This window comes from Citrobacter sp. 21OH12SH02A-Citro (assembly GCF_027919895.1).
In the GTDB taxonomy this organism is placed as follows: domain Bacteria; phylum Pseudomonadota; class Gammaproteobacteria; order Enterobacterales; family Enterobacteriaceae; genus Citrobacter; species Citrobacter braakii.
In genome coordinates this window covers 2,802,378-2,827,974 of record NZ_CP114801.1, presented here as the reverse complement: position 1 = coordinate 2,827,974, position 25,597 = coordinate 2,802,378, and the positions used below count along the sequence as shown (strand labels likewise).

36 protein-coding genes and 2 pseudogenes are annotated in these 25,597 nt (G+C 51.3%); 28 read left to right on the top strand and 10 right to left on the bottom strand.

What is annotated here, in order from left to right; all coding sequences use genetic code 11:
- Window positions 1-14: 14 nt before the first annotated feature.
- Both O6D90_RS13815 and O6D90_RS13810 read right to left on the bottom strand, forming a co-directional pair.
- The gene (locus tag O6D90_RS13815; protein ID WP_016156222.1) at window positions 15-671 is read right to left on the bottom strand and encodes a carbon-nitrogen hydrolase family protein; all 657 of its coding nucleotides are present in this window, start codon (window positions 669-671) and stop codon (window positions 15-17) included.
- A 106-nt stretch (window positions 672-777) separates the two neighbouring features.
- Window positions 778-1,008: a DNA polymerase III subunit theta gene (locus O6D90_RS13810; RefSeq protein WP_003034925.1), complete on the bottom strand. Its 231-nt coding sequence runs from the start codon at window positions 1,006-1,008 to the stop codon at window positions 778-780.
- A 143-nt stretch (window positions 1,009-1,151) separates the two neighbouring features.
- Here O6D90_RS13810 and yobA point away from each other — a divergent pair, with 143 nt between their 5' ends.
- From yobA to O6D90_RS13795, 3 genes are read left to right on the top strand one after another with little or no spacing between them, the layout of a single operon-like run.
- The gene (yobA, locus tag O6D90_RS13805; RefSeq protein WP_016156223.1) at window positions 1,152-1,526 is read left to right on the top strand and encodes a CopC domain-containing protein YobA; all 375 of its coding nucleotides are present in this window, start codon (window positions 1,152-1,154) and stop codon (window positions 1,524-1,526) included.
- A 3-nt stretch (window positions 1,527-1,529) separates the two neighbouring features.
- Entirely contained in the window at window positions 1,530-2,402 is an 873-nt protein-coding gene (gene copD / locus O6D90_RS13800; protein WP_016156224.1) for a copper homeostasis membrane protein CopD, read from the top strand.
- A gap of 20 nt (window positions 2,403-2,422) precedes the next feature.
- The gene (locus O6D90_RS13795; protein WP_003833793.1) at window positions 2,423-2,761 is read left to right on the top strand and encodes a YebY family protein; all 339 of its coding nucleotides are present in this window, start codon (window positions 2,423-2,425) and stop codon (window positions 2,759-2,761) included.
- Between the two features lie 336 nt (window positions 2,762-3,097).
- Here the strand turns inward: O6D90_RS13795 and O6D90_RS13790 are convergent, their stop codons facing one another.
- The 8 genes from O6D90_RS13790 to O6D90_RS13755 all read right to left on the bottom strand — a co-directional run bounded on the left by O6D90_RS13790 (window position 3,098) and on the right by O6D90_RS13755 (window position 10,484).
- The gene (locus tag O6D90_RS13790) at window positions 3,098-4,183 is read right to left on the bottom strand and encodes a tyrosine-type recombinase/integrase (protein ID WP_016156225.1); all 1,086 of its coding nucleotides are present in this window, start codon (window positions 4,181-4,183) and stop codon (window positions 3,098-3,100) included.
- Complete coding sequence (locus O6D90_RS13785) at window positions 4,152-4,424, bottom strand: excisionase (protein ID WP_016156226.1); 273 nt, start codon at window positions 4,422-4,424, stop codon at window positions 4,152-4,154. Before O6D90_RS13785 ends, O6D90_RS13790 begins: the two co-directional genes overlap by 32 nt.
- A gap of 64 nt (window positions 4,425-4,488) precedes the next feature.
- Window positions 4,489-4,731 carry a DUF4060 family protein gene (locus tag O6D90_RS13780; RefSeq protein ID WP_003841647.1) on the bottom strand — a complete coding sequence of 81 codons (243 nt, stop codon included), beginning with the start codon at window positions 4,729-4,731 and terminating at the stop codon, window positions 4,489-4,491.
- A gap of 39 nt (window positions 4,732-4,770) precedes the next feature.
- Window positions 4,771-5,856, bottom strand: coding sequence for a RecT family recombinase (locus O6D90_RS13775; RefSeq protein ID WP_032931168.1), 1,086 nt, complete (start codon window positions 5,854-5,856; stop codon window positions 4,771-4,773).
- A gap of 11 nt (window positions 5,857-5,867) precedes the next feature.
- Window positions 5,868-9,257, bottom strand: coding sequence for a RecE family exodeoxyribonuclease (locus O6D90_RS13770; protein ID WP_174588369.1), 3,390 nt, complete (start codon window positions 9,255-9,257; stop codon window positions 5,868-5,870).
- Window positions 9,258-9,396: 139 nt separating this feature from the next.
- On the bottom strand, window positions 9,397-9,558 hold the full coding sequence (locus O6D90_RS13765; RefSeq protein WP_000884659.1) for a YdaE family protein: 162 nt from the start codon (window positions 9,556-9,558) through the stop codon (window positions 9,397-9,399).
- An 11-nt stretch (window positions 9,559-9,569) separates the two neighbouring features.
- Window positions 9,570-9,776 carry a hypothetical protein gene (locus tag O6D90_RS13760; RefSeq protein WP_001568763.1) on the bottom strand — a complete coding sequence of 69 codons (207 nt, stop codon included), beginning with the start codon at window positions 9,774-9,776 and terminating at the stop codon, window positions 9,570-9,572.
- 294 nt (window positions 9,777-10,070) lie between these two features.
- Window positions 10,071-10,484, bottom strand: coding sequence for a helix-turn-helix domain-containing protein (locus O6D90_RS13755; protein ID WP_174588370.1), 414 nt, complete (start codon window positions 10,482-10,484; stop codon window positions 10,071-10,073).
- A 119-nt stretch (window positions 10,485-10,603) separates the two neighbouring features.
- Between O6D90_RS13755 and O6D90_RS13750 the strand changes: the two genes are divergently transcribed.
- The 25 genes and pseudogenes from O6D90_RS13750 to O6D90_RS13630 all read left to right on the top strand — a co-directional run bounded on the left by O6D90_RS13750 (window position 10,604) and on the right by O6D90_RS13630 (window position 25,596).
- Entirely contained in the window at window positions 10,604-10,834 is a 231-nt protein-coding gene (locus tag O6D90_RS13750) for a hypothetical protein (protein WP_174588371.1), read from the top strand.
- Window positions 10,835-10,836: 2 nt separating this feature from the next.
- Window positions 10,837-11,376 carry a toxin YdaT domain-containing protein gene (locus O6D90_RS13745; protein WP_271143118.1) on the top strand — a complete coding sequence of 180 codons (540 nt, stop codon included), beginning with the start codon at window positions 10,837-10,839 and terminating at the stop codon, window positions 11,374-11,376.
- Between the two features lie 149 nt (window positions 11,377-11,525).
- A complete protein-coding gene (locus O6D90_RS13740) occupies window positions 11,526-12,398 on the top strand; it encodes a DNA-binding protein (RefSeq protein ID WP_271143117.1) in 873 nt (290 codons plus the stop codon).
- A gap of 2 nt (window positions 12,399-12,400) precedes the next feature.
- Entirely contained in the window at window positions 12,401-13,150 is a 750-nt protein-coding gene (locus tag O6D90_RS13735; protein WP_032943673.1) for an ATP-binding protein, read from the top strand.
- 18 nt (window positions 13,151-13,168) lie between these two features.
- The gene (locus O6D90_RS13730; RefSeq protein WP_271143116.1) at window positions 13,169-13,480 is read left to right on the top strand and encodes a hypothetical protein; all 312 of its coding nucleotides are present in this window, start codon (window positions 13,169-13,171) and stop codon (window positions 13,478-13,480) included.
- A gap of 80 nt (window positions 13,481-13,560) precedes the next feature.
- Window positions 13,561-13,875, top strand: a pseudogene (locus tag O6D90_RS13725) (ead/Ea22-like family protein); the annotation flags it as partial.
- 1 nt (window position 13,876) lies between these two features.
- On the top strand, window positions 13,877-14,611 hold the full coding sequence (locus O6D90_RS13720; protein WP_087051077.1) for a DNA-methyltransferase: 735 nt from the start codon (window positions 13,877-13,879) through the stop codon (window positions 14,609-14,611).
- Window positions 14,608-15,456: a DUF551 domain-containing protein gene (locus tag O6D90_RS13715; protein WP_271143114.1), complete on the top strand. Its 849-nt coding sequence runs from the start codon at window positions 14,608-14,610 to the stop codon at window positions 15,454-15,456. Before O6D90_RS13720 ends, O6D90_RS13715 begins: the two co-directional genes overlap by 4 nt.
- Before the next feature lie 228 nt (window positions 15,457-15,684).
- Window positions 15,685-15,942 (top strand): hypothetical protein, encoded by a 258-nt coding sequence (locus tag O6D90_RS13710; RefSeq protein WP_016156704.1) that lies wholly within the window; start codon window positions 15,685-15,687, stop codon window positions 15,940-15,942.
- Between the two features lie 68 nt (window positions 15,943-16,010).
- Window positions 16,011-16,232: pseudogene (locus O6D90_RS13705) on the top strand (DNA cytosine methyltransferase); the annotation flags it as partial.
- Between the two features lie 145 nt (window positions 16,233-16,377).
- Window positions 16,378-16,611: a DinI family protein gene (locus O6D90_RS13700; RefSeq protein WP_016236996.1), complete on the top strand. Its 234-nt coding sequence runs from the start codon at window positions 16,378-16,380 to the stop codon at window positions 16,609-16,611.
- Between the two features lie 109 nt (window positions 16,612-16,720).
- Window positions 16,721-16,942, top strand: a complete 222-nt coding sequence (locus O6D90_RS13695; protein WP_174588375.1) for a hypothetical protein — start codon at window positions 16,721-16,723, stop codon at window positions 16,940-16,942.
- 82 nt (window positions 16,943-17,024) lie between these two features.
- A complete protein-coding gene (locus O6D90_RS13690) occupies window positions 17,025-17,627 on the top strand; it encodes a DUF1367 family protein (RefSeq protein WP_109018166.1) in 603 nt (200 codons plus the stop codon).
- Window positions 17,627-17,833: a hypothetical protein gene (locus tag O6D90_RS13685; protein WP_116360010.1), complete on the top strand. Its 207-nt coding sequence runs from the start codon at window positions 17,627-17,629 to the stop codon at window positions 17,831-17,833. Before O6D90_RS13690 ends, O6D90_RS13685 begins: the two co-directional genes overlap by 1 nt.
- 2 nt (window positions 17,834-17,835) lie before the next feature.
- Window positions 17,836-18,447, top strand: a complete 612-nt coding sequence (locus tag O6D90_RS13680; RefSeq protein WP_016156247.1) for a recombination protein NinG — start codon at window positions 17,836-17,838, stop codon at window positions 18,445-18,447.
- A complete protein-coding gene (locus O6D90_RS13675; protein ID WP_016156248.1) occupies window positions 18,444-18,581 on the top strand; it encodes a YlcG family protein in 138 nt (45 codons plus the stop codon). The genes O6D90_RS13680 and O6D90_RS13675 overlap by 4 nt, the downstream gene beginning before the upstream one ends.
- A complete protein-coding gene (locus O6D90_RS13670; protein ID WP_174588376.1) occupies window positions 18,578-19,267 on the top strand; it encodes a bacteriophage antitermination protein Q in 690 nt (229 codons plus the stop codon). Before O6D90_RS13675 ends, O6D90_RS13670 begins: the two co-directional genes overlap by 4 nt.
- Window positions 19,268-19,445: 178 nt before the next feature.
- On the top strand, window positions 19,446-19,634 hold the full coding sequence (locus O6D90_RS13665; RefSeq protein WP_174588377.1) for a hypothetical protein: 189 nt from the start codon (window positions 19,446-19,448) through the stop codon (window positions 19,632-19,634).
- Window positions 19,635-19,789: 155 nt separating this feature from the next.
- Complete coding sequence (locus tag O6D90_RS13660) at window positions 19,790-20,068, top strand: phage holin (protein ID WP_016150433.1); 279 nt, start codon at window positions 19,790-19,792, stop codon at window positions 20,066-20,068.
- On the top strand, window positions 20,040-20,588 hold the full coding sequence (locus tag O6D90_RS13655) for a lysozyme (RefSeq protein ID WP_200011096.1): 549 nt from the start codon (window positions 20,040-20,042) through the stop codon (window positions 20,586-20,588). Before O6D90_RS13660 ends, O6D90_RS13655 begins: the two co-directional genes overlap by 29 nt.
- Entirely contained in the window at window positions 20,585-21,103 is a 519-nt protein-coding gene (locus tag O6D90_RS13650; RefSeq protein ID WP_174588387.1) for a DUF2514 domain-containing protein, read from the top strand. The genes O6D90_RS13655 and O6D90_RS13650 overlap by 4 nt, the downstream gene beginning before the upstream one ends.
- 182 nt (window positions 21,104-21,285) lie before the next feature.
- On the top strand, window positions 21,286-21,645 hold the full coding sequence (locus O6D90_RS13645) for a hypothetical protein (protein WP_271143113.1): 360 nt from the start codon (window positions 21,286-21,288) through the stop codon (window positions 21,643-21,645).
- Between the two features lie 276 nt (window positions 21,646-21,921).
- Entirely contained in the window at window positions 21,922-22,920 is a 999-nt protein-coding gene (locus O6D90_RS13640; protein ID WP_174588379.1) for a terminase small subunit, read from the top strand.
- Entirely contained in the window at window positions 22,886-24,304 is a 1,419-nt protein-coding gene (terL, locus tag O6D90_RS13635) for a phage terminase large subunit (RefSeq protein WP_174588380.1), read from the top strand. Before O6D90_RS13640 ends, terL begins: the two co-directional genes overlap by 35 nt.
- Window positions 24,304-25,596, top strand: coding sequence for a DUF1073 domain-containing protein (locus tag O6D90_RS13630; RefSeq protein ID WP_200011094.1), 1,293 nt, complete (start codon window positions 24,304-24,306; stop codon window positions 25,594-25,596). The genes terL and O6D90_RS13630 overlap by 1 nt, the downstream gene beginning before the upstream one ends.
- The last annotated feature ends 1 nt before the right edge of the window (window position 25,597 follow it).

Genomic DNA, 25,597 nt, shown 5'->3' with positions numbered 1-25,597 from the left:
CTGACCCAAAACGATTAGCGTAAAGGAATGATATCACCTTGCCAACCCCGTGGCGTGCGTTGACCGGTTAAGAGTAAGGAACCGCTGTCTGCGCGAACAATCAATCGACCTTGCTCATCCCATAACGCGCTGCTGCCACGCGCATTGGCCATTAATACCGCGATGGCAAATTTATGCGAGAAACTCTGTAGACGAGATGTGGAGGAGAGCAATTCGGGCTCACTGACAGACTGACTGCTGGTGAATAGCGAGTACGCCGGGTCGATATCGATACCTTCCGGCTGGCTATCCACAACGCTGATGGCATTTTGCTGTCTGGCGATACAGGCCCCGTGGCTCTGGTGAAACGTTAAGGGGGAGGTCATCCAGGGAGAGAAAAGCGCGATACCTTTTACGAACCGATTGTTATGTTCTACCGATAGCCCCGCAATAATCGTCATGCGATAAGTCACGGCAGCATGCGCGAGAGGTTCTAACAACGCTTCATCGGGTGGGGCAGGGAGCGCGTCATTCTCATCAACACAACCCAACAGGGAAAGGGAGGGGAAAACCAGCAATTCACATTGGCATTGAGCGGCTGCCTGAATGAATTGCAGGTGATGCGCGACATGTTCGGTAACTGAGGTTTGAAGAGGTTCGTACTGTGCTGCTGCGATTTTCCAGTGTGACATAATGATTTCCTTTTCATAGTGTCTACAACCATCTTTAAAGTATAGATTAAGAATATACTTATACTGTAGCAGGCATCATGTAAGGAATCGTAACGTAATATAAGTTTTATTTAACTTTAGGCTCGTAGGGTAAACGTGAAAGGGAAACGGATGCCAGACGGTGCGCGATCAGTCTTTCCCGAAACCAGTCGCGTAAATGTTCGGGCTGTTCACGCTCAACGACTTCGGCAACAACCGGCATGTTGTATCGCTCCTTAAATGCGACACCCGCCGCGGCCAGGTCAACATTGACCTTATCCATTTCAGCTTGCTCAAGTTTGGCCAGATTGATGTTCATGGGCTTCTCCTTTTCTCTGTCTTTCGGCGCGCAAAGTTACTAAGAGTGTGCATTAATGGCAAGACCGAAATGATGATTCTCGACTCGATCATTGTAGAAGGTTATTCTCTATAGATTAGACATAACAAAAAGGAATAGTTGAAATGGCTTCATCTGCATCTATGCTTCGTAACGCTCTCATCGTACTCGCCAGCGTTCTGGCAACTCCCGCCGCCCTGGCTCATGCTCACCTGACGAAACAAAGCCCGGCGGCTAATGCCGATGTTGCGGTATCTCCTCAGGCGTTGACGCTGAATTTCTCAGAAGGTGTCGAGCCGGGATTCAGCGGCGCAACGCTAACAGGCCCAAACAAAGAACAGATCAAAACGGGCAAGGCAACACGCAGTGAACAGGACAAAACACAACTGATTATTCCACTTGCTCAAACGCTTGAGGCCGGAAAATATACTGTCGACTGGCACGTCGTCTCCGTGGATGGCCATAAGACAAAGGGGCAATATACCTTTAGCGTGAAATAACCAATGCTGGAATTTACCTGGGTTGCACTACGGTTTATCCATTTTACCACGTTGATGCTGGTGTTTGGCTGTGCGCTCTACGGCGCATGGCTGGCTCCCATTTCGGTTCGTCGTTTAATGATGCGTCGTTTTTTGCGTCTACAACGACATGCCGCAGCGTGGAGCTTTATTAGCGCGACGCTGATGCTGGCGATCCAGGGTGGTTTAATGGGCTCAGGCTGGCGGGATGTTATTTCTAGTGACATATGGGGCGCCGTGTTGCAAACGCAGTTTGGCGGCGTGTGGTTATGGCAGATTATCCTCGCACTGGTCACGCTGGTGGTGGTAATTATAGTACCGCGCAGCATGCCGCGACGGCTGTTAATGCTGACGATTGCGCAGTTTATTTTGCTGGCTGGCGTCGGACACGCGACGCTGCATAGCGGTATCGCAGGGGCAATCCAGCAGGTTAACCACGCCTTGCATTTGGTATGCGCTGCCGCCTGGTTCGGTGGTTTGCTGCCCGTACTTTACTGTATGCAAATGGCGCAAGGCCGCTGGCGGGAACAGGCCATCAATACTATGATGCGTTTCTCCCGCTACGGGCATCTTTTCGTTATCGGAGTTTTACTTACCGGTATCATGAATGCGCTGTTTATTGTTGGTTTTTCTGTTCCCTGGCACATGGCTTACGGGCAACTGCTTTTGTTAAAAGGTGCTCTGGTGATGCTAATGGTGGCGATTGCGCTGGTGAATCGGTATGTTCTGGTACCACGCATGCGGCAGGATAACCGCAGTATGACACTCTATTTTGTTTGGATGACTAAGCTGGAATGGGGAATTGGGGCCGTTGTGCTGGCGATTGTCAGCCTGTTTGCAACCCTCGAACCTTTCTGATTGATGGATTGGCGAAACGCATGAAAAAAATCATTATCTCGTTATTACTACTGGCAAGTTCAGGGGCCGCGCTGGCTGCGCCACAGGTCATCACCGTCAGCCGTTTTGAGGTTGGCAAGGATAAGTGGGCGTTTAATCGGGAAGAGGTGATGCTGACCTGCCGTCCAGGTAACGCGCTGTATGTCATCAATCCCAGTACGCTGGTGCAATACCCATTGAATGATGTTGCCAGACAGCAGGTAGAGAGTGGGAAAACTACGGCGAAGCCAATCGAGATTATCCAGATTGACGACCCGGCGAAACCGGGCGAAAAAATGAGCCTCGCACCGTTTGTGGAGCGTGCAGAAAAGCTCTGCTAATTGTCAGATGTAGCGTTCTGATTTCCAATAAAAAACCGCAAGGCTCTCTCAGGAGAACTTGCGGTTTTTACGTTTGGATGTGTGACAATCGTCCTTTTTTTCAGGCCACTTTAGTCGCGGACTGGAAAACCTGGCGCTGTCATCTATTCTTAAATGGCAGGGTAACTTAGCCTGCATTAATGCCAACTTTTAGCGCACGGCTCTCTCCCAAGAGCCATTTCCCTGGACCGAATACAGGAATCGTATTCGGTCTCTTTTTATGTGCTTGTTTTCGTTGGGTTTTTTCGGTGCCATCACGAAATCCCACGAAAATTACTCGAAATTTCCATATCCTGTCTAAACCATAACATATTCTGCACCGCGTGCGTCCAGGTATTTTTTGGTCATTGTTAAATTTTTATGCCCCAGCAGTCTCTGTGCGAAATCCTCTCCGCGCTCCCTTTCATACAGTCTGCTCGCCAAGCTCCTGATCTCATGGAAAGGAGGAGGGTTGGGACCAAACTTTAACTCTGTAGAATCCCGGATGTCAGAAAATGCCTGGGTAATTCCGTCCGGAGTTAACGGACCAGGCTTCCTGCCTCCACGTCTCACCGCTGAAAACAGCATGAAGTCTGACGGGTTGTTTTTCCTGCAACGATCGATAACATCCTGCAATACCAAATCAGCAGAGTCCAGTCGCAAATCAAGTGGCAACGCCAATTTGTGACCTGTCTTTTCCTGCGTGATAAACAACCTTCCATCCCTGATATCGCTGAATCTGAACAACGATACGTCCTCTCTTCTTTGCCCGGTGACAAGTGCCAGATCACATGCGTTTGCAGCCCATTCGGAATGGGCGGTTGCGGCATCCCTTATTATCTCGAACTGTTCAAGTAGAAGACGCTCGCGCTTCACTTTGGGTGTCGGCGTTCTTGTCGGCTCTGCCGGATTCCTTTCAATATGTCCCTCGACGATCGCCTCTCTGAAAATATCCAACAATACCGAACGCAGGCCGGAGGCCATGCTCTTCTTATCGCAGAGTATGTAACTCTCCAGGAAAGTAGATATGTCCTTTGTGCTGACCGCCGATAGCGGCATACGTCCGAATTCATCACTGATAGTGGCGATCTGGTTGCGTCTGACCTTCATCGTGTTGGGCTTCAATTCTCTTCGCTCAAGAATTACTTCGTAGCGCTCAAGCCACGCTTTCACCGTAAATGTTGGTACTTCCTTTATGCGGTCCAGCAGCGCTGACGGAAGGTAATTCTGTTCGATGTAGTTATTGGCTTCGATGGCCTGAGATATGGCGTCCTTTCTGTCGATCCGGCCAATAGATAACTCTTGACCGGTAATCGGGTTTCGCCAGCTATAAAGCCTGTCTCTTTTACGATAGGTCAGGTTACGGGGCAGGTTAGCGTCGTAACGAACTGGCCTTTTCGCCATGAGTCAGTCTCTCCAGTAGAGTGCCGCCAGTTGGCAGCGATATGCGTTTTGCTTTGTGACGAAGGTTCTTTTTGCTCGGATCCACATAGATGGCATCTGGCTGAACCTTATATTCTTTGCCGTGAAGTTCCGGAGCAGGGTAAATACGTCCCTCCCGTGCCCAGCGGCGAAGTGTTGAAAGAGACGGTGGGGTTGAATAAGTTGAATTCGCCCATTCCAGCAGATTAAGAAGCTTGGCCATACTACCTCCGGCTTCCGGCAACTTATTATAGAGCTGCCGGAAAACTGTTAATGAAATATCGTTATCAACTCACCTGACCCGGCAGCGCGCGTAAACGACGCATACCTGTCATCGCTGTGGCCACGTAGCTCGCCTTACGGTTCACCACTTCCACCCAGACCTTCACACCTTCAACTCTCACCGTGTACGTCTCCTTCATCTTGCTTCGGCCATAGTCGCCGTAACGTTCTGCATGAGTGGCCAGTGCTATGTCGCATGCCTGACGCGCTAACGGGGATTGCTGATTGCCTCGGTTAATCAGTCGCATTACATCTCCTCAATGGGAGGGCGAACCCTCCCAAATCTGTTAGCCCACGTATTCCGGTTTCATATCGGCCAGGGTGATGCTGAACTGATCATGCAGCTCATCGCCCAGGTGACGTTTGGCCGCCGCAAGAACTCGCTCAACTTCCCCGAAACGCGCTGCTGCATCCTGTTCGTCCGGAGACGGCAGGGAGTTGATCGCTGCTTCGACCTTGTTTCGTGAATCAACCAGGTAATAACGTTTCACCGCCTTGTTCTTCAGCTCAGTGAACAGGGCTGAACCCAGAGTAACCTTCGCGCTTTCGATATCAGCGCGCAGTGCTTTAGCGCTATCAACATCCTGTGCGGCATCTATACGCTCGCGGAAATCATCAGCCAGTGAGTCGATGTTTCCTGATTTTTCCTGCTTGCTCTGCGTGGTTGTTATGGTGTCACCTGAAATTTCAGACAGGCTAACGTGTTGCACCGAAGCAGGGTTAACTTCTCGCTCTTCACGGCGATCATCCAGTTCATCAGGGGTATACACGCCGAGAATTACATCCGGGCAGAACAGTCTTGCCCAGCGTTTCACTGCGAGATAAGCGAGCTGCTGGCGAGGGTCGTCAGCCCAAAGTGTTGAATTACGAGTCCTTGCTTGTGCCAGTAACAGGTCAAGTTCCCTCGGTTGGTCTTCGCCTTTCAGCGTTGCGCGGATGATGATGCCAATGCCCGTTTCGTCCGCAAGAGTCCAGCCAGGAACACGGTATTCTCCTTTGTCGCCTTTACGAATCTGGAATTTCCCAACTACTTTTTCCCATGGTCCGTACCACTCGTATTCAAAGCGGTTTGCCAGCACGCCGCTGCGTGAAATAACGGCATTTACCAGTTGCGCTTCGTATCCGAGAACGCCGTTAATCAGGTGCGTTTTCTGCGCTACGGCAAAGGGATTCATCTGCCATTGTGCCGCCTGCATCGCTACTGCCATGCAGTCAGCCTGATTTCCCTGCAGGTGTCTGGGGACTGTCGCCGCACCCTGCGCCATAATTTGAGCAAACGCGCTGATGGCGTTCAGATACTGGGAATCAAACAGGGCCACGTTGGAGTTAATCACGGCGTTCTGGTCAGCTACAGTTACGTTAGTGTTTTGCATCTTCATTCCCCTTATGCCTGAGTGCGCAGCGCTTCAAGGCGGCGCAGGTCGAAGTCGTTCAGTTCGTCGGTGTAATCAGCGATGATCGGCGCTGGCCATTCGCCAGTGTCAAAGCCGGTAGCGATGGCGCGCATCGCCTTGCGGTACTCAAGCATGCCCAGCTCCAGCAGTTCGGCGGATGCCTCGATGATGGCGATCCAGTGGTAGTTCTCGTCTTTGTTGACGAAAATCCAGAAGAACTGGTCCAGTGCGGCGGTCTCGCAATACATAGCCGCGCTCAGGTGGTAGTCACGGTCGATGATTTCCCGGTGCAGTTTGGCGCGCAGGCCTTCCTGCTTAACGTTCCACATGCTGATGGTTTTCAGATCGGCACCGATGCGCACCCCGTCCAGGTCGATTTCCAGATCCGGGCGCACACGAACTTCGAGTCCGGTTTCGTCGTCAAATCCAAAGTAGCTCACCTCAACGGCGCGGCTCGGGTGTGTCAGCAACATGCCGGCGGTCGGGTGCTGGAGCAAGGCTTTCTGAATGCTCAGTGCAGTGCTCAACTGCTGGCGGGTGACCAGCACTTTCCCCTGCGGATTCTCGCGCCACGCATCCAACAGTTCGTCGGCGAAGACGGCGTCGGGATTAACAGACTTCACGGCCTGAATCAGATCTGCTTTAGTACCGGACACCTTCAACGGCGCAGGCTTCTGCGCTTCCTGCGCCACTAAGTCAGGATTGATGATTGCTAACTGCTCGAGTAACGCATCACGGCTACCGCTGGTTTTCACCTGAGCAGGCAGAGTGGCGTTGTATTCCTTGATGCAGGCCTTCATTGCCGTTGCGGTCTGTTTCTGGTCCGCTTCGATACGCTGGTAATCTTCTGGCAGCGACATATAGCTCTGGCCAGTTTCCTCGACTGAACCACCCAGCGGCACCTGAGCAGACAGAGTGGCGTTGTATTCCTCGAGCAAAGCTTTGATATCGTCTGCGCTCAGTTGCGCTGGCAAGCTGGCGTTGTACTCATCAATAAACGCGCGGATAGTTGACGTCGTGGTAAATGCGCCTTCCGGAATTACGGGTTCAACGCTGAATTCTTCATCGAGTTGCTCTGGCTGCAACGCCAGCGTATGTACCAGGTTACCCATGTCCAGAAACGGAGAGCGTTCTTTGATGATGGTTTTCTCTACGTGGCGCGCATTGAAGTACATCAGCGACACACGCGCATCTTTCACCTGGGTAGAGCTGATACCGTTGGCTGCGTGATAAACCTCGTTCGGCAGACCTTCGTAGCGACCTGGCTCGAAGTAAGCTGGGTAAACAACAGCTGGTTCGTCAGATTGGGCATCTGGCTCGGTTTGTGCCAAAACTGGTTCAGTCTGGTTTACAGAATCGCTATTTTGGGGGACAGAATTTGTATTCTGGTTTACATCGGCTTGCTGGCTGGTATGTGACTCTTCACCAGTTTCCACACTGCTCTTGCCTGTATGCAGCGCATCACCAGCCTGTTTTTCATCACTGACAGTTTCTTGAACCTGCACATTGCTGGTGGTCTCCGTTGCCTTTTTCGTGCCATGAGTTGCTGAGTTCTGAATCAAAGCCGTAACGTCGAATATTCCGTTGCCGACATTTTTAACCAGCTCTTGTTCGACTTTCTGCGGTTGAGCTGCAGCTTCCTCTGTGCGGTGGCGTGCTCCTTCTTCACGCACGCGTTGCAGGTTCTCTTCGTGAGTGCAGAAGGATTTGCGCGGAGACTCCTTGCTTTCAGGTTGGGAAATTTCCTGTGCTGCGGGTTCAGCCTCATGTAATGGCAATAACTCGACCGCGGAATTGAACTCGGCTGTCATGGTCTGGTTAACAAATTCCAGGTGAGCGGCAGGAGTTAGATGAATATTTTCCGGCGCGATACGTACCAGATTAAAAATAGTCGTGCGGTTAACGCCAAGAACGCCAGGATGATTACGCAGGATGCTGCTCCAAGATTTCCACGGCTCTTCTTTTTTGGTCACGATTTCTTTGGCGCGACGAAGAATGCTGCCCGGAATTTCGAAGTGGTTGAAGTCCATAGGCAGAAGGGCACACGCAATCTCTAAATCGAGAGTGTCCAGGGTGTGGTGTGCGTCAGGTCCACGGTCAGTGACATATCCACCATCGGCATTGGTGCCGGAATCAGTACGCTGTACGTTGTTGATACGGTTACCGGCGGCCCATTCGCGTGCTAGGATGCCGCGGTCAATGTAATCAGTTTTGAACCACACCGTCAGGAACTGGATAACTGTTGCCAGCTCCGGTTTTTTACCGTCGACAGGGAAGACATTCTTAACGGCATTCACGACTTTATGAATATCGTGCTCAATGGCTTTTTTGAATGCTTCCACATTCTCAGCAGCCAGCAGGAGGTTCTGGACGTACGCGTCATCAGTGTCCATCTCAAGTCGGACAATCTCGTTTTTCTGCCCAGCGTCGACGTGATAGAGATATTCACCATCACCGATGAACTGAGCCAGTACGCGCTGACGGAATGGCAGGGTGGCAACGACGATCAGGTTCGGCTGCTCTATCTGCTGAGATTGCTCTTCGGTACCGACCTCACCATCAACGACGCCACCTTCGGGCCGGCCGTTCTCGTCGCTCTGGAGACCGTCATCAGTAGCGATATGCTGACCAGTTTCAACCCCGGCGTCGTTGGTTCTTTCTGATTTGAGCAGAGTAAGCTTTCCGCTCCTCCACTCTCTCACTAACTCATTGCGGTCGCCTGCATCTACTCTCAACCAGTCGGCTATGAAAGCAGCAAGTAGCGTTACTTCGTGCTCTTCATCTGGCGCGAATACCTGCTTAACCGCCTGAATCATTTTCCACTCAGCATTCAGACTGAGTTCGCCAACTTCAGGAACATCATTTTTAACCTGCAGCAGGTTCAGGAGATAGGTATTGCTTTCGTCCAGTGACATTTCGCTGGCAGCCAACTGCTGCTCTTTTGTGACGTGGGTTTGGTATTTATCGTTCATCAGATGGACGGCAAAGCGGACCGCTGGAGTACGGTTTTCAACCGGGACAATTTCGGACGCAGTCGCGTCTTCAACGATTACGGTCGGAGTAGGTGTAGAGGGGGCGTCAACGGAACCAGTAGACACACCAGCGGCTTTTGGCAGCCAGGTGCGCCCATCGTCCTGAAGTTCGTAGCGATCACACCAGGTAAAATCAACTTCACCTTCTTTCGGCAGGCCGTCGACAACTGGGAAATCAGTGCGAATCGGTTTGGCGTAGTCCTTACCCCGACCTGTTTCGATACCTGCATCTTCCAGCGCAACATCCAGCATCAGATTGGCGCGAGCCTCGGTTTTAGCAGTGAACCAGACCACTGCATCTTGCTTTCCGGATTTCTGAGTGGCTTTAACCACATTAAAGAATTCCATGTGAGATCCTCATTTTTGGGTGTTAGAATCCCCGGACCATTGATAGCGCCCATTGGGTTAACTTTGGTTTTAATGTTGTTTCCGGTGTAACTTTGGTCGGTACCACCGGACGTAGATCCCGCCTTGCGCGGGTTTTACGTTAGCCTTCGTGAGCCATCTGGTCGTGCGAAGCGCAACGTTTGGAGCAATACTCTTTTTCTTTGCGCGCCAGCTGTGAGCCGTTGCGATAGAGAAGGGTGCTCTTGATTACTTCCTCCGTTTTAACCGGCTTGCCGCAATATCCGCATTTCTTGTCTAACATGACATCCTCCGCTAGTGGCTGAGTCCATGCCCCAGACCGTTCAGATAAACTTCAACCAGCAAATCCTTGGTGTAAGTCATCTCCACGCCGCGGTGCAGATACAAACGTCCGCGAGCGTTAGCTGATGCCGTCCAGGTTGAGTCTTTGTGTTTGACGAGCATCCCCGGCTGAACTGCGCCGCGGTTTACTGTCTGTGTACCGTAGTGCTGATGAACCATGATGTTCTCCAGTTTTCTGAGTGAACTTCGCTAGTGGCGCCGCGGCGCTGATCTTCACGGTTGAGCTTTTTCACTCTGCAATTCACCACCGTGAAGCTCACTTCTGTACTTTGCCCTTGTCGCCAGGCTGGCGGAACGTTTCTTGAACCTGACAACGATGCGCTTGTTGTCGATGAGTTGAAGATACAACCAATGGTTCGATGTGTAAAGTTAAAAATGGAACTAAAAGTTCTATTTGGGGATAAAAAAAGACACCATGACGGTGTCTTGTTGTGTTACTGGTTTGAAACGGGTCTATTTCTTCAAGTCGTTGATGATGTCGTATACATCATTTTTAAGCAGATCCATCTCTCTGACCACACCTCTGGTGTGAATAATCAGTCGCAGCTTTTCTGCGTCTGGTAATTGGTTGAAGAGGGATAGCAATGTTTCCTCTCTTTCATCGAGAACGCGTGGAGGAGTTGACACTTCTTCACCATTCTCATCCTCACACCCTGGCTCCATAAAAAACCAATACTCTGGTCTTCCAGTTACAGCCGCTAACCTTTTTAAGCGCTCACCACTTGCGGTTGCCGCGCCATTAGCCCACTTACGCACAGAAGTATGCGAAAGCATTACGCGCCTCGCAAGGTCAGCCATGCTCCAGCCGTTTTCCTCCATCACTTGATGGATTCTCTTAGCAAATACAGGGTGAGGATTTTTATTCATATTCTCATTTTACAACCATTGGTTTTACAGTTCATTAGAACTATTGGTTTGATTTTTATTGGAACCAAAAGTTTTAAGTGCTATTCTCCAATCACCAAAACAAACAGCTAGGACAAGAAATGGACAATCAACTAAAAGACAAAATCAGCAGCTACATGACACAAGTAGGAATCGGAGAGTGCTTTGGTATTTCTTCTCAGGCTGTAGGTAAGTGGCTGAGAAAAGGGAAAATTCCACATGGTCGAATCTTGCCGCTTTGTCGAATCCTCAACTGGCAGGTAACCCCACATGAAATCGATCCGAGTGCATATCCAAACCCTACTGACGGCCTTCCGCATCAGGAGTCATGATCATGCACGCCATTTCATATCATCAAAATAGCGGATATCAACCGGCTGCGATGATAAATCGCAATCAACCTGTCTCGGTAGATAAACATGACCAGATCCGCGATGCCGTTCGTGCGTGGGCGGGTGTAGATGGTCAGGACGTAGTTACGGCTCTGATCATCGAAGAGTACCAGGCGCAAGGGGGAGACGAGGTCACTTTCCCTGATGACCTCAGCCGACAGCGTCAGAAGCTTTTCCGCTTTCTGGATAACCATTTCAACAGCGAACGGTACCGCGAAAACGTTCGCCAGCTGACTCCGGCAATTCTTGCTGTCCTTCCACTCGAGTTCCGCAATCGCCTGCTACCCGAAGACAACGTAATGGCCCGTCTGGCTCGGCTGGAGAAAGAAACCAGCGAAGCGAAGATTGCCGTCGCGATGAATGCGCCACGCCATCAGAAGCTGAAGGAGCTGAGCGAGGGGATTGTGGAAATGTACCGCGTTGACCCTGGGTTAACCGGTCCACTGATGGAGATGGTGCAGATGATGCTGGGGGCTATATGACCGGTTCAAAAATGGCGAAAGCCGTGGTGCGCGAACACCAACGGCCTTCAGGTGCAATTCGTTGCGTACTCATTGCGAGGAAATTATGTCAGAAAAATCAGCCTTCAGAAAGATAGATGGGCCACCACTTTAGCGATTAAGAGGTTTTTATGCGTGATTACGCAACCGTTGCGCCTCAGTTCTGGCTTGGAAAAACAGGCCGTGAACTGAGGAAACAAGGCGCGGAGGCGCAGGTGGTTTCGTTCTATCTGATGACCTCGCCACACGCAAATATGCTCGGGTTGTATTACCTGCCAATTCTGTACATAGCCCATGAAACGGGTCTGGGCTTGGAAGGGGCTTCGAAGGGGCTAAAAAGCTCCATTGAAGCGGGATTTTGTAGCTATGACGAGGACACTGAGATGGTTTGGGTGCATGAAATGGCCGCTTATCAGGTTGGTCGAGCGCTGAAGCCAGGGGATAACCGCTGTGCTGGTGTAAGGAATGAATATATGTCATTACCTGAAAACCCTTTTTTATCATCATTTTATGAACGTTATAAAACAGATTTTCACCTTAGTTTTAAACGTGAATCGCGCCAAATTTCTGAAGGGGCTTCGAAGGGGCTACGAAGCCAAGATCAGGAACAGGATCAGGAACAAGATCAGGATAAAGATATTTTGGGGCATGGCTCGGCCATTCCCCGGGGGAGAAATACTTACCCGGATGATTTTGAACTGGCGTGGCAGGAATACCCCAAACGCGCTGGTGGTAACAGCAAGGCTGATGCGTTCAAAGCCTGGACTGCACGGATTAAATCCGGCGCAACAGTGCAGGAGCTTACTGATGGTGTTCGGCGATACGCGGATTACGTAACTGCCGCTGGGAAACTTAACACTGAGTATGTGAAACAGGCATCCACGTTTTTTGGCCCCTCAAAGCACTACGAAGAGTCGTGGTCTTTCGCGGCGCCAGATGGAAAAAGGGATCCGAACAAAATTTCTCAACCCGATAAAGCGATTCCGACCGGATTCAGGGGGTAGCGATGAAAAACATGGTTGGTACAGGAAGTGCGCTTGAGCGCCTGAAAAAACTCATTCCACCAGGCGTTCAGCCGAAGTTCACCAGCGCAGCAGAGCTGCTGGCGTGGCAACGGGAAGAAGGCCTGAAGCGGTGTGAAGAACTGGACAGGCTGAACCAGAAAGCCCGGACAGAGAAAATCTTTGGCCGCTCAGGAATCCAAAGCCTACATCGCAGCTGTACGTTCGCGAATTACCAGGTATCTGGGGAAGGGCAGCGCAAAGCCTTCACGATGGCAAAGAGCTACGCACAGAATTTCGGTGCTGGGTTCGCGAGCTTCGTGTTTAGCGGTGGCCCTGGTACCGGGAAAAACCATCTCGCTGCAGCAATCGGAAATCATTTGCTTTCTGGCGGGCATAGCGTGCTGGTCGTCACTATCCCTGACCTGATGCTACGCGTTCGCGAGTGCTACGACGGTGGGCAGTCAGAGGCTTCGCTTCTGGATGACCTCTGCAAAGTTGATCTGCTGGTACTGGATGAAGTCGGTATTCAGCGCGGTAGCAACGGCGAGAAAGTCATTCTGAATCAGGTTATCGACCGTCGCCTGTCGTCGATGCGTCCGGTGGGGATCCTGACGAACCTGAACCACGAAGAACTTCTCGGAGCGTTGGGCGCGCGGGTTATCGATCGCCTCCAGATGGATGGCGGGATGTGGGTGAACTTTGACTGGGGCAGCTATCGCAAGAACGTTAGCCATCTCCGGATCGTTAAATAACTTGGAGGGGAAATCACTATGGCAAGCAAATCACTGTGGGCAATCGTTGATTTTCTTCGGGCTAACCAGACCGTAACGCCGCGTCAGGTTCAGAACCTTCTGGGATGCGACTGCAAGAAGGCACACAACCTGCTGCTTCACCTGGTGCGCAGAGCGGTAATAATCCGCACTGGCGAACCGCATCGCCCGGTCTATTCGCTGCAACCCGGCGGGGAGCTGAACATCAAGCAGCTCAAATCGAACGCGAGAAAAAACATGGTTGCATCAGTTTGCCGCACAAGTCCGGCTATGCAGCGTGTACTGGCGTTTTACGGGAGAGCATCAGCATGAAACCAACATACGAAGAACTTGAACAGCAGGTGCTCGAACAGGCAGTACAACTCGCTAACGCCGAGAGCAAGTGCAGGGAGCTGGCGTTGGAGAATGCATACATCCGCAACCGGTACAAAGAACTGGACTTGTTAATCGGGAAAAACATCCTGGTCATGCAGGCAGCGATTATCGAATGGCAGGCAACTGGCGACGCTAAGAACGGGCTGTCATGGATTTATAACACCCTGTTTGGGCCTGGTGAATTGCCTGACGAATCTGAGAAAGATGCTCAGGCCTACTTTGACCGCAAATATGCACCGATTAACGAAGAGTTGATGGCACTTCACAAGTGGTTTTGGGAACAAAGTGAAGCTGAACGTGCCGCCGCTGGCTTTGGCGTGAAGGGTGAGTGAGATGGCAGAAGTAACTCTTCGCAATGCCGACTGTTTCGACGTCTTCCCACAACTTGAAGACGGTACCGTTGATCTGGTTTGCGCTGATATTCCCTACGGCACTACCCAGTGCCGCTGGGATTCGGTGCTAGACCTGCAGGTTATGTGGCAGCAACTCTACCGCATAGCCAATCCAACAGCGGCTATCGTGCTGTTTTCCGCTCAGCCTTTTACCAGCGTGTTGGTTGCCAGCAACTTACGAGACTGGCGTGCGGAATGGGTGTGGGAAAAGGGAAACGCCACGGGATTTCTGAATGCCAAAAAGCAGCCGCTTCGCGCACATGAAAATATCGAGGTTTTTTACCGCCGCCAGCCGACCTACAACCCGCAGATGACCGATGGCCACACACGCAAGACCAGTAAGAGAAAGACCGTCAATTCAGAGTGCTACGGTAAGGCTCTGTCGCTGACAGAATACGATTCAACTCAGCGGTATCCGAGAGATGTTCAGTTCTTCTCGAGCGACAAACAAACGGGAAACTATCATCCGACTCAGAAGCCACTGGCACTGGTTCAGTATCTTATCGAAACGTACAGCAATCCTGGTGATACGGTACTGGATTTCACAATGGGTAGTGGTACCGCGGGTGTTGCCTGCCAGCAGACTGGGCGAAATTTTATCGGCATTGAGAAAGACGCCACAATTTTCCAAACCGCATGCCAGCGCATGGGAATTAAACAGGAGTATGCAGCATGACAACTAACAACCACCCGGCGCACGGTCCTGTGTCACTCGATCGCCTGCGCCAGATAAGCGAAATACTCAGCAAAGCAGCAGCACAAAGCGACGGCGGTAATCTCGGCTACGCAATGGCTGATGCTGTGAAGGTTATTGATGGGGCTATTGCGGCATTTGGTGCTGAGCCTGCACCAGTAGATATTGAAATGCTGGCCACTGTACTGAGAAACGCTCCGTTAGCGCCGTCAGATAGCCAGGGCAAGCCGAGAGCGCCGGTAGTGCCGGATGAAGATCCGCGAGATGCATTCGAGCGAACATTCAAAATGCCGAAGCATGTCACCCGCTGCGGTACCGGATATGCAGTAACGGCATATTCCGCATGGTTAGCCCATGATTTCGTTAGGATGTGGGAGGGCTGGAACGCTTGCCGCGCCGCCTTGCTTCAGGGTGCCGAACCTGCAAGTAATTGCGATGAATTACCGCTGGACTACCTGCAAGGGCACAAAGACGGGCTGGAATGGGCAGCACAACTGGCAAAAGCAAATCATCCGGAAACTGGCGACTGGCTTTACGATGACCCTATCGAATTGTCAAAGGCGATACGCAAGGGGCCGGATATGCCATTATCCGATGGCAACTCTCCGGTGATTCAGGATGGCTGGATTAAGTGCAGCGAGCGGATGCCGGAAGACGAGCAGGAGGTTCTAACCAGGAACAGGATGGGGCATTGCTTTGTATCGTTCTTTGATGAGCATTCAGGGCTGTTTTTCGACAGCGTAGATGTGGCCGCCGCATGCTGTATAGAGCACATATTGGTAACCCATTGGATGCCACTGCCAGCAGCACCGCAGCAGGAGGAGTGAGGTGAGTACTTATCTTTTTTTCGGTTTCCTTGTTGTTTGCACTCTGTTTTGTATGGTGATGCTGTGGCGGGTGGTCAAGGTGGCAAAGTGGCGATTCAAGGCCCTCGAAATGAGTGCTGATGATTATCGGGCACTACCTGAATTTAATAAGATGTTGTGGATGATTTGGATATGGAGGCTAGAACGCTTCCCGAGATGTAATAAGCGGGCATGGCGGGAGACGAAGTGATGGATCAGCTACTGCAATATGCCACGAACCGGATAATTGAGCTGGAAAACCTGCTGCTGGTGAATGTTGAGGAAACTGTCTGGCCTGCCGAAGTAGGAATGGTATATAGCCAGATTGAAAGTGCCGGGGATCTTCCGGCACATCACCAGCGCCGCCTGAAGCATCACATCAACCGCATGTGGCTGGAACAAATGCCGGTACCGTCAATAATCGCTGCGGCCCGGTCACTGGCCATCGCTATGGAGAAATACGCGTGAGAGAAATCATCGTTGATAACTTTGCCGGCGGCGGCGGGGCGAGTACGGGAATTGAGCTGGCAATCGGTCGCAGCGTTGATATTGGCATGCGTATGCTGCAACCGCACGAGCTATACCGCGCTCAGGGATTCCCTGAGTGGTACATCATCGACCAGGACTATCGGGGTAAGAAGTATGCTAAGGACAAGCAGGTTGCGCGATGTGGTAATGCTGTTCCGCCGCCATTTGCTGAGGCGCTGGTGCGTGCTAATTTGCCGGAGCTTTGTCAGCAGAAACAAATAGCGGCGTAATAAAACATCGCTAATTCAACCCGCTACGGCGGGTTTTCTTTTTTTACTACTGACAGAAAATTAACAATTTGTGCTCTTAAAACGTTGATCATTTCCGTGCATAGGTATACTGTATAAAAACACAGTACATGCAATGGAGGCCATTATGAAAGTTGAATTAACCATTGATCGCATGAAAGAACTTCCTAAAGGCGCAGTACCTGCACTGGAGAAAGAATTGCTTAAGCGCCTGAATGATCACTATGACAATTGCAGGCTCACAATCCGCCGTGCCGGGTCGGATGGGTTAAGTGTTTTTGGCGGTGACAAGGACGATAAAAAGAAAATTGAATCAATCCTCCAGGATACCTGGGAAAGCGCTGACGACTGGTTTTATTAGAATTGCGCTTAAGGCTGGCGCGCATTTATCAGAATACCAAAATGTGTATCCCTTTGATGCTGCTGCCGACATTCTTTAATCGCGTCTGTATGTCGCTCAGGGGGATTAAGTGGCAGATGTAGCCCAATCAGATCTTGCTGATAATTTACGGGTGATCATAACCGATGGGAAAGGTCGGGAGCTTTTGTCTTTCGGACTTGCAGCGGATGAACGCTACATCCTTTCAGCCAAGGCCGGTTCTGTAACTAACAGAAAATTATCCAGAGATGAATTGTACTGGTCCAAAGAAACCATCATGGAAGTTGTAAGGGAGATGACTTCTAAAAATTGACTTAATGCTACGTACCCAATCATAATTCTGTCACTGGCCTGAACAACCAGTAACCTGACAATTATGCGCCACGGGGAATACCATGGCGCACGAACTACAACTCATCAAGCAGTCATCAGGAATCCTGATCCCCGCGACGCCGGAGACCAGCGATATTCTGCAATCAAAAATCAAACTAGGCGCCGTGCTGGTGGCCGAGTTCCGGCAGGTACGCAACCCTGCTTTTCACCGTCGCTTTTTCGCATTACTCAATCTCGGTTTCGAATACTGGGAACCCACCGGCGGGGCGATATCCAGCAATGAGCGTAAGCTCGTAAATGGTTATGCTAAATTCCTCGCGGCATTTGGTGGAAACGAAGGCGCACTGCTGGATGCTGCCGAGCAGTATCTGGAGCAGGTAGCCAGTCGTCGAATTACCAATGGGATCAGCCTGTGTAAATCCTTTGACGCGTACCGTGCCTGGGTAATTGTCGAGGCCGGCCACTACGATGCTATTCAGCTTCCTGACGGTACCCTTCGTAAACATCCCCGCAGCATTGCCTTTGCCAACATGGACGAAGCCGAGTTCCAGCAGCTGTACAAAGCTGCGCTCGATGTTCTGTGGCGCTGGGTATTATCCCGGTCATTCAAGGACCAGCGTGAAGCGGAAAACGCCGCATCGCAGCTCATGAGCTTTGCGGGGTGATGGCCATGAAATACTCATGGTTTCACCACCACGAATGTACAACCGAGCAAGCCGACGAGCTGGTGGCCAGTTACCGTCGTCGTGGCGCCACGGTAGAACGCAGCCTGAATCGCGACAACATCACCTGGACTGTCAGTGCAAAATTACCTGAATGCGAACATCCGGCGCGTACGCCAAGAACCTTTCGGCAAAAGGTCTGGGGGTGATTATGGCTAAGTTACCTCGCCGTAAGTGTGCCAATAAGGAATGTCGCCAATGGTTCCATCCGGTGCGTGAAACCCAGACCGTTTGCGGTTACGAGTGCGCCAGCGCCGTCGGCAAGGAGCAGACCAGAAAAGCCCGGGAGGCTGCACAACGCAAAGAGTCTGCCAAGCAGCGCGCCACTGAGAAGAAAGAACGTGCAGCCTGGCGCCAGCGTAAAGCTGCAGTTAAGCCGCTGAAGCACTGGATTGACCTGACGCAGCGTGCCGTAAATGACATTTGCCGCGAGACGGAGTTGGCGGAGGGGCGGGGCTGTATTTCCTGCGGAACTAAAACGGCGTTCGCCTGGCATGCTGGCCATTATCGGACTACGGCAGCCGCTGGGCATCTGCGCTTCACTCGCTTCAACATCCATCTTCAGTGTGATGTCTGCAACGTCTACAAATCCGGGAATATCGAAGCATACCGAGCCGCGCTGGTGGAACGTTATGGCGAAGAGCTGGTACTAGCGCTCGAGAACAATAACGCTCCGCATCGTTGGACTATTGAAGAACTGAAGGAAATCAGACTGACCGCGCTGGCTGACCTGCGCGCGCTGAAAAAGCAGGAGGCAGCATGACATTCGAATCCTATTTTGCCGATCACCTCCGCGTTCGTTGGCAACGATTGCGCTTATACCACTTTCCGGGCTCTGTGCTGACGGATTACCGAATACTGAAGAACTACATCAAAACCATAGGCGGTGCAGTATGAATACTCAATTTCTCGAATACGTGCGCCAGCAGTTGATGGTGGCCACCGCCGATTTAAGTGGTGCGACGAAAGGGCAGTTGATGGCCTGGCTTGAGAACGCGCAGTTCGATACGGGAACGTTTAAACGTAAAAAGCCTCGAGTGCTGGATGAAGTGACCGGGGAAATGATTACGCTGGATAACCCGCCAATACCGGGCAAGCAGTCGCATGCCAAGGGTTCGCATATTCCCCTGGTGCAGCCGGTTGAATACTCCACCGCATCGTGGCGCCGCGCACTGATGTCACTCGAAGAACACCAGAAAGCGTGGCTGCTATGGAACTATAGCGAGAACGTGCGCTGGTGCTATCAGGTGGAAATCACTCAATGGGGGTGGCAACAGTTCAGCCAGCAACTGGCCGGAAAGAGGGTGGCAAAGAAGACTATCGACCGGTTGCGTCAGCTAATCTGGCTTGCTGCGCAGGATGTGAAAGGCGAATTATCCGGGAAGGATCCGTATCAGTATGGAGATCTGGCTGCGCTGGTGGGCGTTAATAAAACAAACTGGTCTCAGAATTACGTGGAACATTACGATGCGATGATCAGCCTGTATAAGGGACTCGATTCCCAGGCGCTACTTCATGTTTCGCGATCACGTTCACAACAAAAGGCAGCAAATTATCAGCAAGGTATTGCAGAAATGAACTAATTAGCATATATTTCGTGTAAATCTGATATTGTGCCATTGTTGTATGCACTGGCAGTAAGTGAGTTTTCAAGCCCTGCGGATAACACCGTGGGGCTTTTTGCTTTATAGCGATTTAAGAATTTCTAAATCCACTCTGAGACTAGTTCCGTATAATTCCCCCATACATACAGGAGGGGATATGGATAACGGGTTTTACTGGATCCAGTTTAATGGGGCCACTCAGGTGGCATATTTTACCAATGAGATTTTTGAAGACCTGGAGACAGGTAAAACGATCACTGGAGTCTGGCATCTAACCAGAGGTGACGACATCTGCCATAACGGTGAAGCTGAGGTACTAGAAGGGCCGTTGCAGCCACCGCAATAAAAAACACTAAACATCCAATCCCTGGCTTCCCGCCGGGGATTTTTCATTTCAGGCTCACGGGAATCATCCGCTACGTGCTTTGTTGATAAATCCAGCCCGTGCAGCCTGACCCTTACATCACACACAGCGCCATCCGAAAAATCGGAGGTGAGGCTATGACCAGAATGAGCACCATTTACAGCAGACTTTCATATGGATCAGGAACCACGCTTGCCGGCTGCGGTGTATCAGCGAAGGCATATGCCGAAACAGCCAAAACAGCAAAAGAGGTGTCCTGGATGTTGGCCGACAGAATTGCAGGGTTAAGCCTGAGCGACTGGGCAATTATTGTCGGTATCGCATGTACTGTGATCACCTGTGCAGTGAACTGGTATTTCCGCTGGAAAGAACGGGAGGATCGGCGCAATGGGTATGCCACCAAAGCTGAGGAATAAGCTGAGCGCAGCGGTCGTTGGTTTGATTCTTGCCGGGGCATCCGCGCCCGTGATTCTCGATCAGTTTCTGGATGAGAAGGAAGGTAATAGCGAGCAGGCGTATCGAGACGGCGGCGGGCTCTGGACGATTTGCCGTGGCGCCACGATGGTTGATGGCAAACCAGTAGTTCAGGGTATGAAGCTGTCTGCTGAGAAATGCGCTCAGGTAAACGCCATTGAGCGTGATAAGGCACTGGCGTGGGTTGAGCGAAATATAAAAGTTCCGCTGACCGAGCCGCAGAAAGCTGGTATCGCTTCTTTCTGCCCTTACAACATTGGCCCCGGGAAATGTTTCCCGTCTACGTTCTATAAGCGCATCAATGCTGGCGACCGTAAAGGAGCCTGTGAAGCGATCCGCTGGTGGATTAAAGACGGTGGCCGCGACTGTCGTCTGACCAAAGGCCAGAAAAATGGCTGCTATGGCCAGGTAGAACGACGAGACCAGGAAAGCGCGCTGACGTGCTGGGGGATAGACCAGTGAGCCTGCGCTATCAGTTCATTGCCATTTCGGTGCTGGTGGCCGTCGCATTTATCGCCGGCAGTGTATGGAGCAGTCGCGGGTGGGAAAAAAAGTGGGCGGAACGTGACAGCGTGGAATCATCGCAAACAGCGAACGCACAGACCGCTGCCCGCATGATTGAACAAGGGCGCATTATTGCCCGTGATGAGGCTGTAAAAGATGCACAAGCGCAAGCCGCTAAATCTGCTGCCACTGCTGCTGGTCTGTCTGCCACTGTTAGCCAGCTGCGCACCGAAGCAACAAAACTCGCTACCCGCCTGGACGCCGCAAAGCATACCGCAGATCTTGCCGCTGCCGTCAGAAGCAAAACAACCGACGCCGACGCCAGAATGTTCGCCAACATGCTCGGAGATATTGCAGCAGAAGCTCAGCGATATGCTGGAATCGCTGACGAACGCTACCGCGCCGGGATGACGTGTGAGCGGATTTACGACTCGGTGAGAGAGTCAAACAATAACCCTATAGCCTCGCAATAGAAGGGGTTTTAACAGAGGTGACCACTGGGCTTTTGACTTTGTTGTCTTTAGGTTAAAGTATTAGTTCTCATAAAATGGAGAATTTAATGTTCAAGCAATTCAGGCGCAATATTGCTTCTGCAAAGGTAAGAAAGTATATAGCTCACTAGATGGAAGTTATGTCGCTTACATTCAGAAATTCTATGGCAGGAAATTATATTGACCAGAAGGATTTAGACAGAATTAGCCTTGTTATTATTAGCACTGCAATCACTGAGGCAAAAGTTTGTAGTGGCATAATCATGACATGTGTTGCTGATGTGGCGGCTAGAGCAGGCATGACCGAAGAGGATTTAAGCTATCTTCCGTATCAGGTGCTTGCCATAACGAAAGGGGTGGAAGGTCGTTCCCCGTTAGAGTCTAAGAAAGGTATGCTTGGGCTCATTTCACCTGGTTATGAGTTTTCTGATCAGGATGCGGGTTGGTTCGATACTAATATTGAAATCATAACTAAGCAGCTTAAAAATGATTTGCGAAGCGTAGTTAATACGTTGCAGGATTGATTATTTTCGCGTGATGATTTCATCACCACCTCCTGTTAGTTGCTATTAGTTTAGATTTTACAACAGGCATTCACCGAGTTCCTGTGATAATGTCGAAACTCATTAATCAGGTGCGCGAGTGTCGGGTAATACCGGTCCGGACGAAGCGTGACGCTGCTATAAGTTGGAGGATGGTGCAGACGACCAATATCTTCTGGCTCAATGGTCCGAATCCATTCCTGATTACCACACCCAAGCCACTGGCATCCGCTGGTGGCTTTTTTATTGGAGTAAGCAATGACAAAACCGGACTGGGGCGAGCTTCAGCAACGGTTCCTGTCCGAACATGCCGCAACCGGCGTATCACCAAAGGATTGGTGTGAAGCGCAGGGACTGAATTACACATCTGCGCGGCGCTACATCAAAAAGCCAACTGCGCAAAAAACTGCGCAAAAGAAAGTGCGCAATGCGCAGACTGAACAAGCCCCTACCACTGCGCAGTATGAGCAATCCCCAACTGATGCGCAGACCGATATACCGGAAAGTGCGCAACCCTTCAACCTGCGCAATTACGGCCTTAACGATATGCAGATCAGGTTTGTCGAAGAGTATCTTCTCGATCTGAACAGGACCGCTGCATACAAGCGAGCTGGCTATAAAGGTGAAGGAAATACGGCTTACGTTAACGCCTCGCGCCTGCTAAGAAATGCTAAGGTCAGCCAGGCAATTCGCGACGCGCTGGATGAACGTTCGCGAAGAGTGAAAGTTACACAAGACGAAGTGTTGAAATGGTGGTGGGACATTGCGACGGCAGACGCTACTCAACTGACCGAGCATCACCGCGGCTGTTGCCGTTACTGCTGGGGGCTCGGATTTAACTACCAGTGGCGCGATGCAGTTGAGTTTGAAGAGGCGGAAGAAAAGGTTAAGGGGAAGGAAGGTGCCATACTGCCTAAGGATACAGGCGGCTACGGCTACGACGGCACACTGGATCCGAACCCGGATTGCCCCCGCTGCAATGGCGTTGGTCTGAGCCGTCCTGTTTTCCACGACACGCGAGATTTGAAGGGCGCAGAACGCCGCCTTTTTGCCGGGATTAAAGAGGGGAGATTTGGCCTTGAAATGATTACCCGCAATCAGGATGAGGCTATGAAGATGGTCGCACAACACCTCGGCATGCTGAAAACCAAAACTGAGTTAAGTGGCCCGAATGGTGAGCCCATACAGCATAATCACACAGTAAGCGCGGAGGATCTGACTGATGAGCAGCTCGCCGCAATTATCGCTGGTAAGTAAGCAGGAAGCAGCGGCCGAGTTACTCAAACGACGTAATGCCCGGGCCAGCCTTCACGACTTTGTTCAGTACATCAACCCCGAATATATAACCAGCAAGTTCTCGCAAACGGTTTGCGACGCTCTGGATCAGTTCCTGCTGGATATGATGAATGGAGTGCGCCCGATACTGATTCTCGGTGCGCCGCCGCAGCATGGTAAATCGGATATCGTTTCGCGTTACCTGCCAGCGTATTTCTTCGGAAAATATCCTGAAATGCGCGTGGGCGCTTTGTCGTACTCCGCTGACCTTGCCGGGGACATGAACGCCGATGTTCAGCGCATTATGTCCACGCCGGAATACCGCAACATATTTCCGGATGCCTGGTTGGGAAATAAGCCGGCTGATGGTGTGGCCGTAAAGCGTAACACTGACGAATTCGGTATAGCCAACCATAAGGGAACGTATGTCTGTGCTGGCGTAGGAGGCCCGCTAACAGGTAAGAAAATCGATCTCGGTATCATCGATGACCCGATAAAAAACGCCAAGGAAGCACTCAGCCCGACAACAAAAAAATCAATCTGGAACTGGTACGTTTCGACGTTTAAAACGCGTCTGTCGAAGAACAGCGGCGAAATCATCATGGCGACCCGCTGGGCGACAGATGACCTTTCCGGGCGTGTAGTGGAAATCACGCCACGCGCTAAGGTGCTGGCGTTCCCTGCAATCAACGAGCAGGGCGAAGCGCTGGTGCCAGAGCTGCACCCAAAAGAAAAACTGCTCGAAACCAAAACCATTCTCGGGGATTACTTCTGGTCTGCGATGTATCAGCAATCACCAAAACAGGCTGGTGGTTCCATCTTCAAAGACGAATGGATCAAGTATTACCTCCCGAAAGACTTGCCGACCAACTTCGACATAGTCATCCACAGCTGGGATATGACGTTTAAAGACAGCGAAGGCACCGATTACGTTGTCGGTCAGGTTTGGGGAAAAAAGGGCGCCAATGCTTATCTGCTTCACCAGGTGCGCGCCCGCATGAGCTTTACTGCAACGCTGAAAGCCGTTAAGCGCATGGCTGACGAATTCCCCAAAGGCTTGCGCAAGCTGGTGGAAGACAAGGCCAACGGCCCGGCGGTTATTGATTCGCTGAAAAACACGGTCGCAGGGCTCGTTCCCGTCGAACCAGACGGCAGCAAAGTAGCCCGGGCGCATGCGATCACCGCAGTATGGGAAGCGGGTAACGTTTTCCTTCCCCATAAAGACATCGCACCTTGGATCATCGAGACGGTCGAGGAAATTACCACGTTCCCTGTCGGTGCGAACGATGACGTTGTCGATGCAATGACGCAGGGGTTACGCGATTTGTATCAGAGAAAAACACTCAGCCCACTGGACATCATGTAATGACGAGAAAAAATATCGTTGGTCGTCTGAATGATGGCCTGGTTAGCTTAATGACCTCGCTCGGCGAGAAGATTGGCGCAGTACGGTATAGCAGCCGTAAGCCTGACGTACCTGATAAAGAGCTGCTCGCGATGTATAAAAAATCGTGGGTGGTGAAAAAGTACATCAACAAAACCGCCGACGACATGCTGAAGTTGCCCCGTAAATTTTCTGGCGATGTCGATAGCTCCATAACCAAGCGCATCGCTGATGCCGAAAAAGAACTGAAATTGAACGCAGTTTTTCACAGCGCGCTGGGGTGGGCCTCCCTGCTGGGAGATTCGCTAATCGTGGCTATCACTGATTGTGCTGATGACCAGATCGCCCTGCCGCTCAATTTGCAAAGCGAAGATATCGTTAAATTCCTGGTGTTCCGTAAAGGGGAGTACACGCCGGACAGTAATGTCATCACCGACATACGTTCGGACTGTTTTGGTGAGCCGCTGACGTATCAACTTGATGTCGGGACAAAGCAACTCAGGTTTCACCACTCCCGCTGCTGCCGGACAAAACTGGGTAATCACAGTATTAAGGATCGCGCGAAGTTTGGCACGTCAGACCTTCAGGCGCCCTACGAGCACATCAAAACGTTCGACACTGCAATCCTGAGCACCGGCGACACCATTCAGGAAGCGAATGTCGATGTTCTGTTTATCCCCGGCATGAATAACCAGATCGCAGCGGGTCAGGAAGGACAGGTGCGCGAGTACGCCAGGGTGATGAAGGACACCAAATCTTCAACCGGGATGTTATTGATTGATGCTGGTGATACTCAGGCGCAGGGGCGCTATGAGCAAAAAAACGCGCAATTTACCGGACTGTCGGATGTGATCAGCAAAATGGCGATTGTACTGGCCGGGGCGCTGGACAGACCGATAACGGTTCTGTTTGGTGAGTCGGCCAGCGGGTTCAGCAGCGGCGAGGAAGATAACAAATCCTATTACGAGACGATTAACGGCCTGCAGGAGTCCAGGCTTCGCCCTATGCAGGATTTCGCCGACCAGTTCACACTGGACAAACTCGCCATAACGGAAAGCCTTACCTACGAATACCCGACAATCGACAGCATTAATGAGGCTGACGAAGCTAACCGGTTTAGCCAGTATGCGACGGGCTTCAATACGCTGGTAACGTCGTCAATTCTGACGGAAGAGGTTGCCATCAGGGAGATGGTAAACCGCGGCGTGCTGAAGACTGTTACTGAATCTGAAATCAAGGCGATAGTCAGCGCCGGGGCGAATGCTGGCTTCTGAG

Excerpts from the sequence above, each read along its gene's own strand:
- O6D90_RS13645 (WP_271143113.1), top strand. The coding sequence starts at position 21,286 with ATGGCAGGAAATTATATTGACCAGAAGGATTTAGACAGAATTAGCCTT.
- O6D90_RS13735 (WP_032943673.1), top strand. The coding sequence starts at position 12,401 with ATGAAAAACATGGTTGGTACAGGAAGTGCGCTTGAGCGCCTGAAAAAA.
- O6D90_RS13770 (WP_174588369.1), bottom strand. The coding sequence starts at position 9,257 with ATGGAATTCTTTAATGTGGTTAAAGCCACTCAGAAATCCGGAAAGCAA.
- O6D90_RS13790 (WP_016156225.1), bottom strand. The coding sequence starts at position 4,183 with ATGGCGAAAAGGCCAGTTCGTTACGACGCTAACCTGCCCCGTAACCTG.
- O6D90_RS13660 (WP_016150433.1), top strand. The coding sequence starts at position 19,790 with ATGACCAGAATGAGCACCATTTACAGCAGACTTTCATATGGATCAGGA.
- O6D90_RS13670 (WP_174588376.1), top strand. The coding sequence starts at position 18,578 with ATGAATACTCAATTTCTCGAATACGTGCGCCAGCAGTTGATGGTGGCC.
- O6D90_RS13810 (WP_003034925.1), bottom strand. The coding sequence starts at position 1,008 with ATGAACATCAATCTGGCCAAACTTGAGCAAGCTGAAATGGATAAGGTC.
- copD (WP_016156224.1), top strand. The coding sequence starts at position 1,530 with ATGCTGGAATTTACCTGGGTTGCACTACGGTTTATCCATTTTACCACG.
- O6D90_RS13700 (WP_016236996.1), top strand. The coding sequence starts at position 16,378 with ATGAAAGTTGAATTAACCATTGATCGCATGAAAGAACTTCCTAAAGGC.
- terL (WP_174588380.1), top strand. The coding sequence starts at position 22,886 with ATGAGCAGCTCGCCGCAATTATCGCTGGTAAGTAAGCAGGAAGCAGCG.
- O6D90_RS13665 (WP_174588377.1), top strand. The coding sequence starts at position 19,446 with ATGGATAACGGGTTTTACTGGATCCAGTTTAATGGGGCCACTCAGGTG.
- O6D90_RS13815 (WP_016156222.1), bottom strand. The coding sequence starts at position 671 with ATGTCACACTGGAAAATCGCAGCAGCACAGTACGAACCTCTTCAAACC.
- O6D90_RS13685 (WP_116360010.1), top strand. The coding sequence starts at position 17,627 with ATGGCCATGAAATACTCATGGTTTCACCACCACGAATGTACAACCGAG.
- O6D90_RS13745 (WP_271143118.1), top strand. The coding sequence starts at position 10,837 with ATGCACGCCATTTCATATCATCAAAATAGCGGATATCAACCGGCTGCG.
- O6D90_RS13630 (WP_200011094.1), top strand. The coding sequence starts at position 24,304 with ATGACGAGAAAAAATATCGTTGGTCGTCTGAATGATGGCCTGGTTAGC.
- O6D90_RS13750 (WP_174588371.1), top strand. The coding sequence starts at position 10,604 with ATGGACAATCAACTAAAAGACAAAATCAGCAGCTACATGACACAAGTA.
- O6D90_RS13785 (WP_016156226.1), bottom strand. The coding sequence starts at position 4,424 with ATGGCCAAGCTTCTTAATCTGCTGGAATGGGCGAATTCAACTTATTCA.
- O6D90_RS13730 (WP_271143116.1), top strand. The coding sequence starts at position 13,169 with ATGGCAAGCAAATCACTGTGGGCAATCGTTGATTTTCTTCGGGCTAAC.
- O6D90_RS13655 (WP_200011096.1), top strand. The coding sequence starts at position 20,040 with ATGGGTATGCCACCAAAGCTGAGGAATAAGCTGAGCGCAGCGGTCGTT.
- O6D90_RS13640 (WP_174588379.1), top strand. The coding sequence starts at position 21,922 with ATGACAAAACCGGACTGGGGCGAGCTTCAGCAACGGTTCCTGTCCGAA.
- O6D90_RS13775 (WP_032931168.1), bottom strand. The coding sequence starts at position 5,856 with ATGCAAAACACTAACGTAACTGTAGCTGACCAGAACGCCGTGATTAAC.
- O6D90_RS13740 (WP_271143117.1), top strand. The coding sequence starts at position 11,526 with ATGCGTGATTACGCAACCGTTGCGCCTCAGTTCTGGCTTGGAAAAACA.
- O6D90_RS13780 (WP_003841647.1), bottom strand. The coding sequence starts at position 4,731 with ATGCGACTGATTAACCGAGGCAATCAGCAATCCCCGTTAGCGCGTCAG.
- O6D90_RS13680 (WP_016156247.1), top strand. The coding sequence starts at position 17,836 with ATGGCTAAGTTACCTCGCCGTAAGTGTGCCAATAAGGAATGTCGCCAA.
- O6D90_RS13675 (WP_016156248.1), top strand. The coding sequence starts at position 18,444 with ATGACATTCGAATCCTATTTTGCCGATCACCTCCGCGTTCGTTGGCAA.
- O6D90_RS13710 (WP_016156704.1), top strand. The coding sequence starts at position 15,685 with ATGGATCAGCTACTGCAATATGCCACGAACCGGATAATTGAGCTGGAA.
- O6D90_RS13795 (WP_003833793.1), top strand. The coding sequence starts at position 2,423 with ATGAAAAAAATCATTATCTCGTTATTACTACTGGCAAGTTCAGGGGCC.
- O6D90_RS13755 (WP_174588370.1), bottom strand. The coding sequence starts at position 10,484 with ATGAATAAAAATCCTCACCCTGTATTTGCTAAGAGAATCCATCAAGTG.
- O6D90_RS13690 (WP_109018166.1), top strand. The coding sequence starts at position 17,025 with ATGGCGCACGAACTACAACTCATCAAGCAGTCATCAGGAATCCTGATC.
- O6D90_RS13720 (WP_087051077.1), top strand. The coding sequence starts at position 13,877 with ATGGCAGAAGTAACTCTTCGCAATGCCGACTGTTTCGACGTCTTCCCA.
- O6D90_RS13765 (WP_000884659.1), bottom strand. The coding sequence starts at position 9,558 with ATGTTAGACAAGAAATGCGGATATTGCGGCAAGCCGGTTAAAACGGAG.
- O6D90_RS13715 (WP_271143114.1), top strand. The coding sequence starts at position 14,608 with ATGACAACTAACAACCACCCGGCGCACGGTCCTGTGTCACTCGATCGC.
- yobA (WP_016156223.1), top strand. The coding sequence starts at position 1,152 with ATGGCTTCATCTGCATCTATGCTTCGTAACGCTCTCATCGTACTCGCC.
- O6D90_RS13760 (WP_001568763.1), bottom strand. The coding sequence starts at position 9,776 with ATGGTTCATCAGCACTACGGTACACAGACAGTAAACCGCGGCGCAGTT.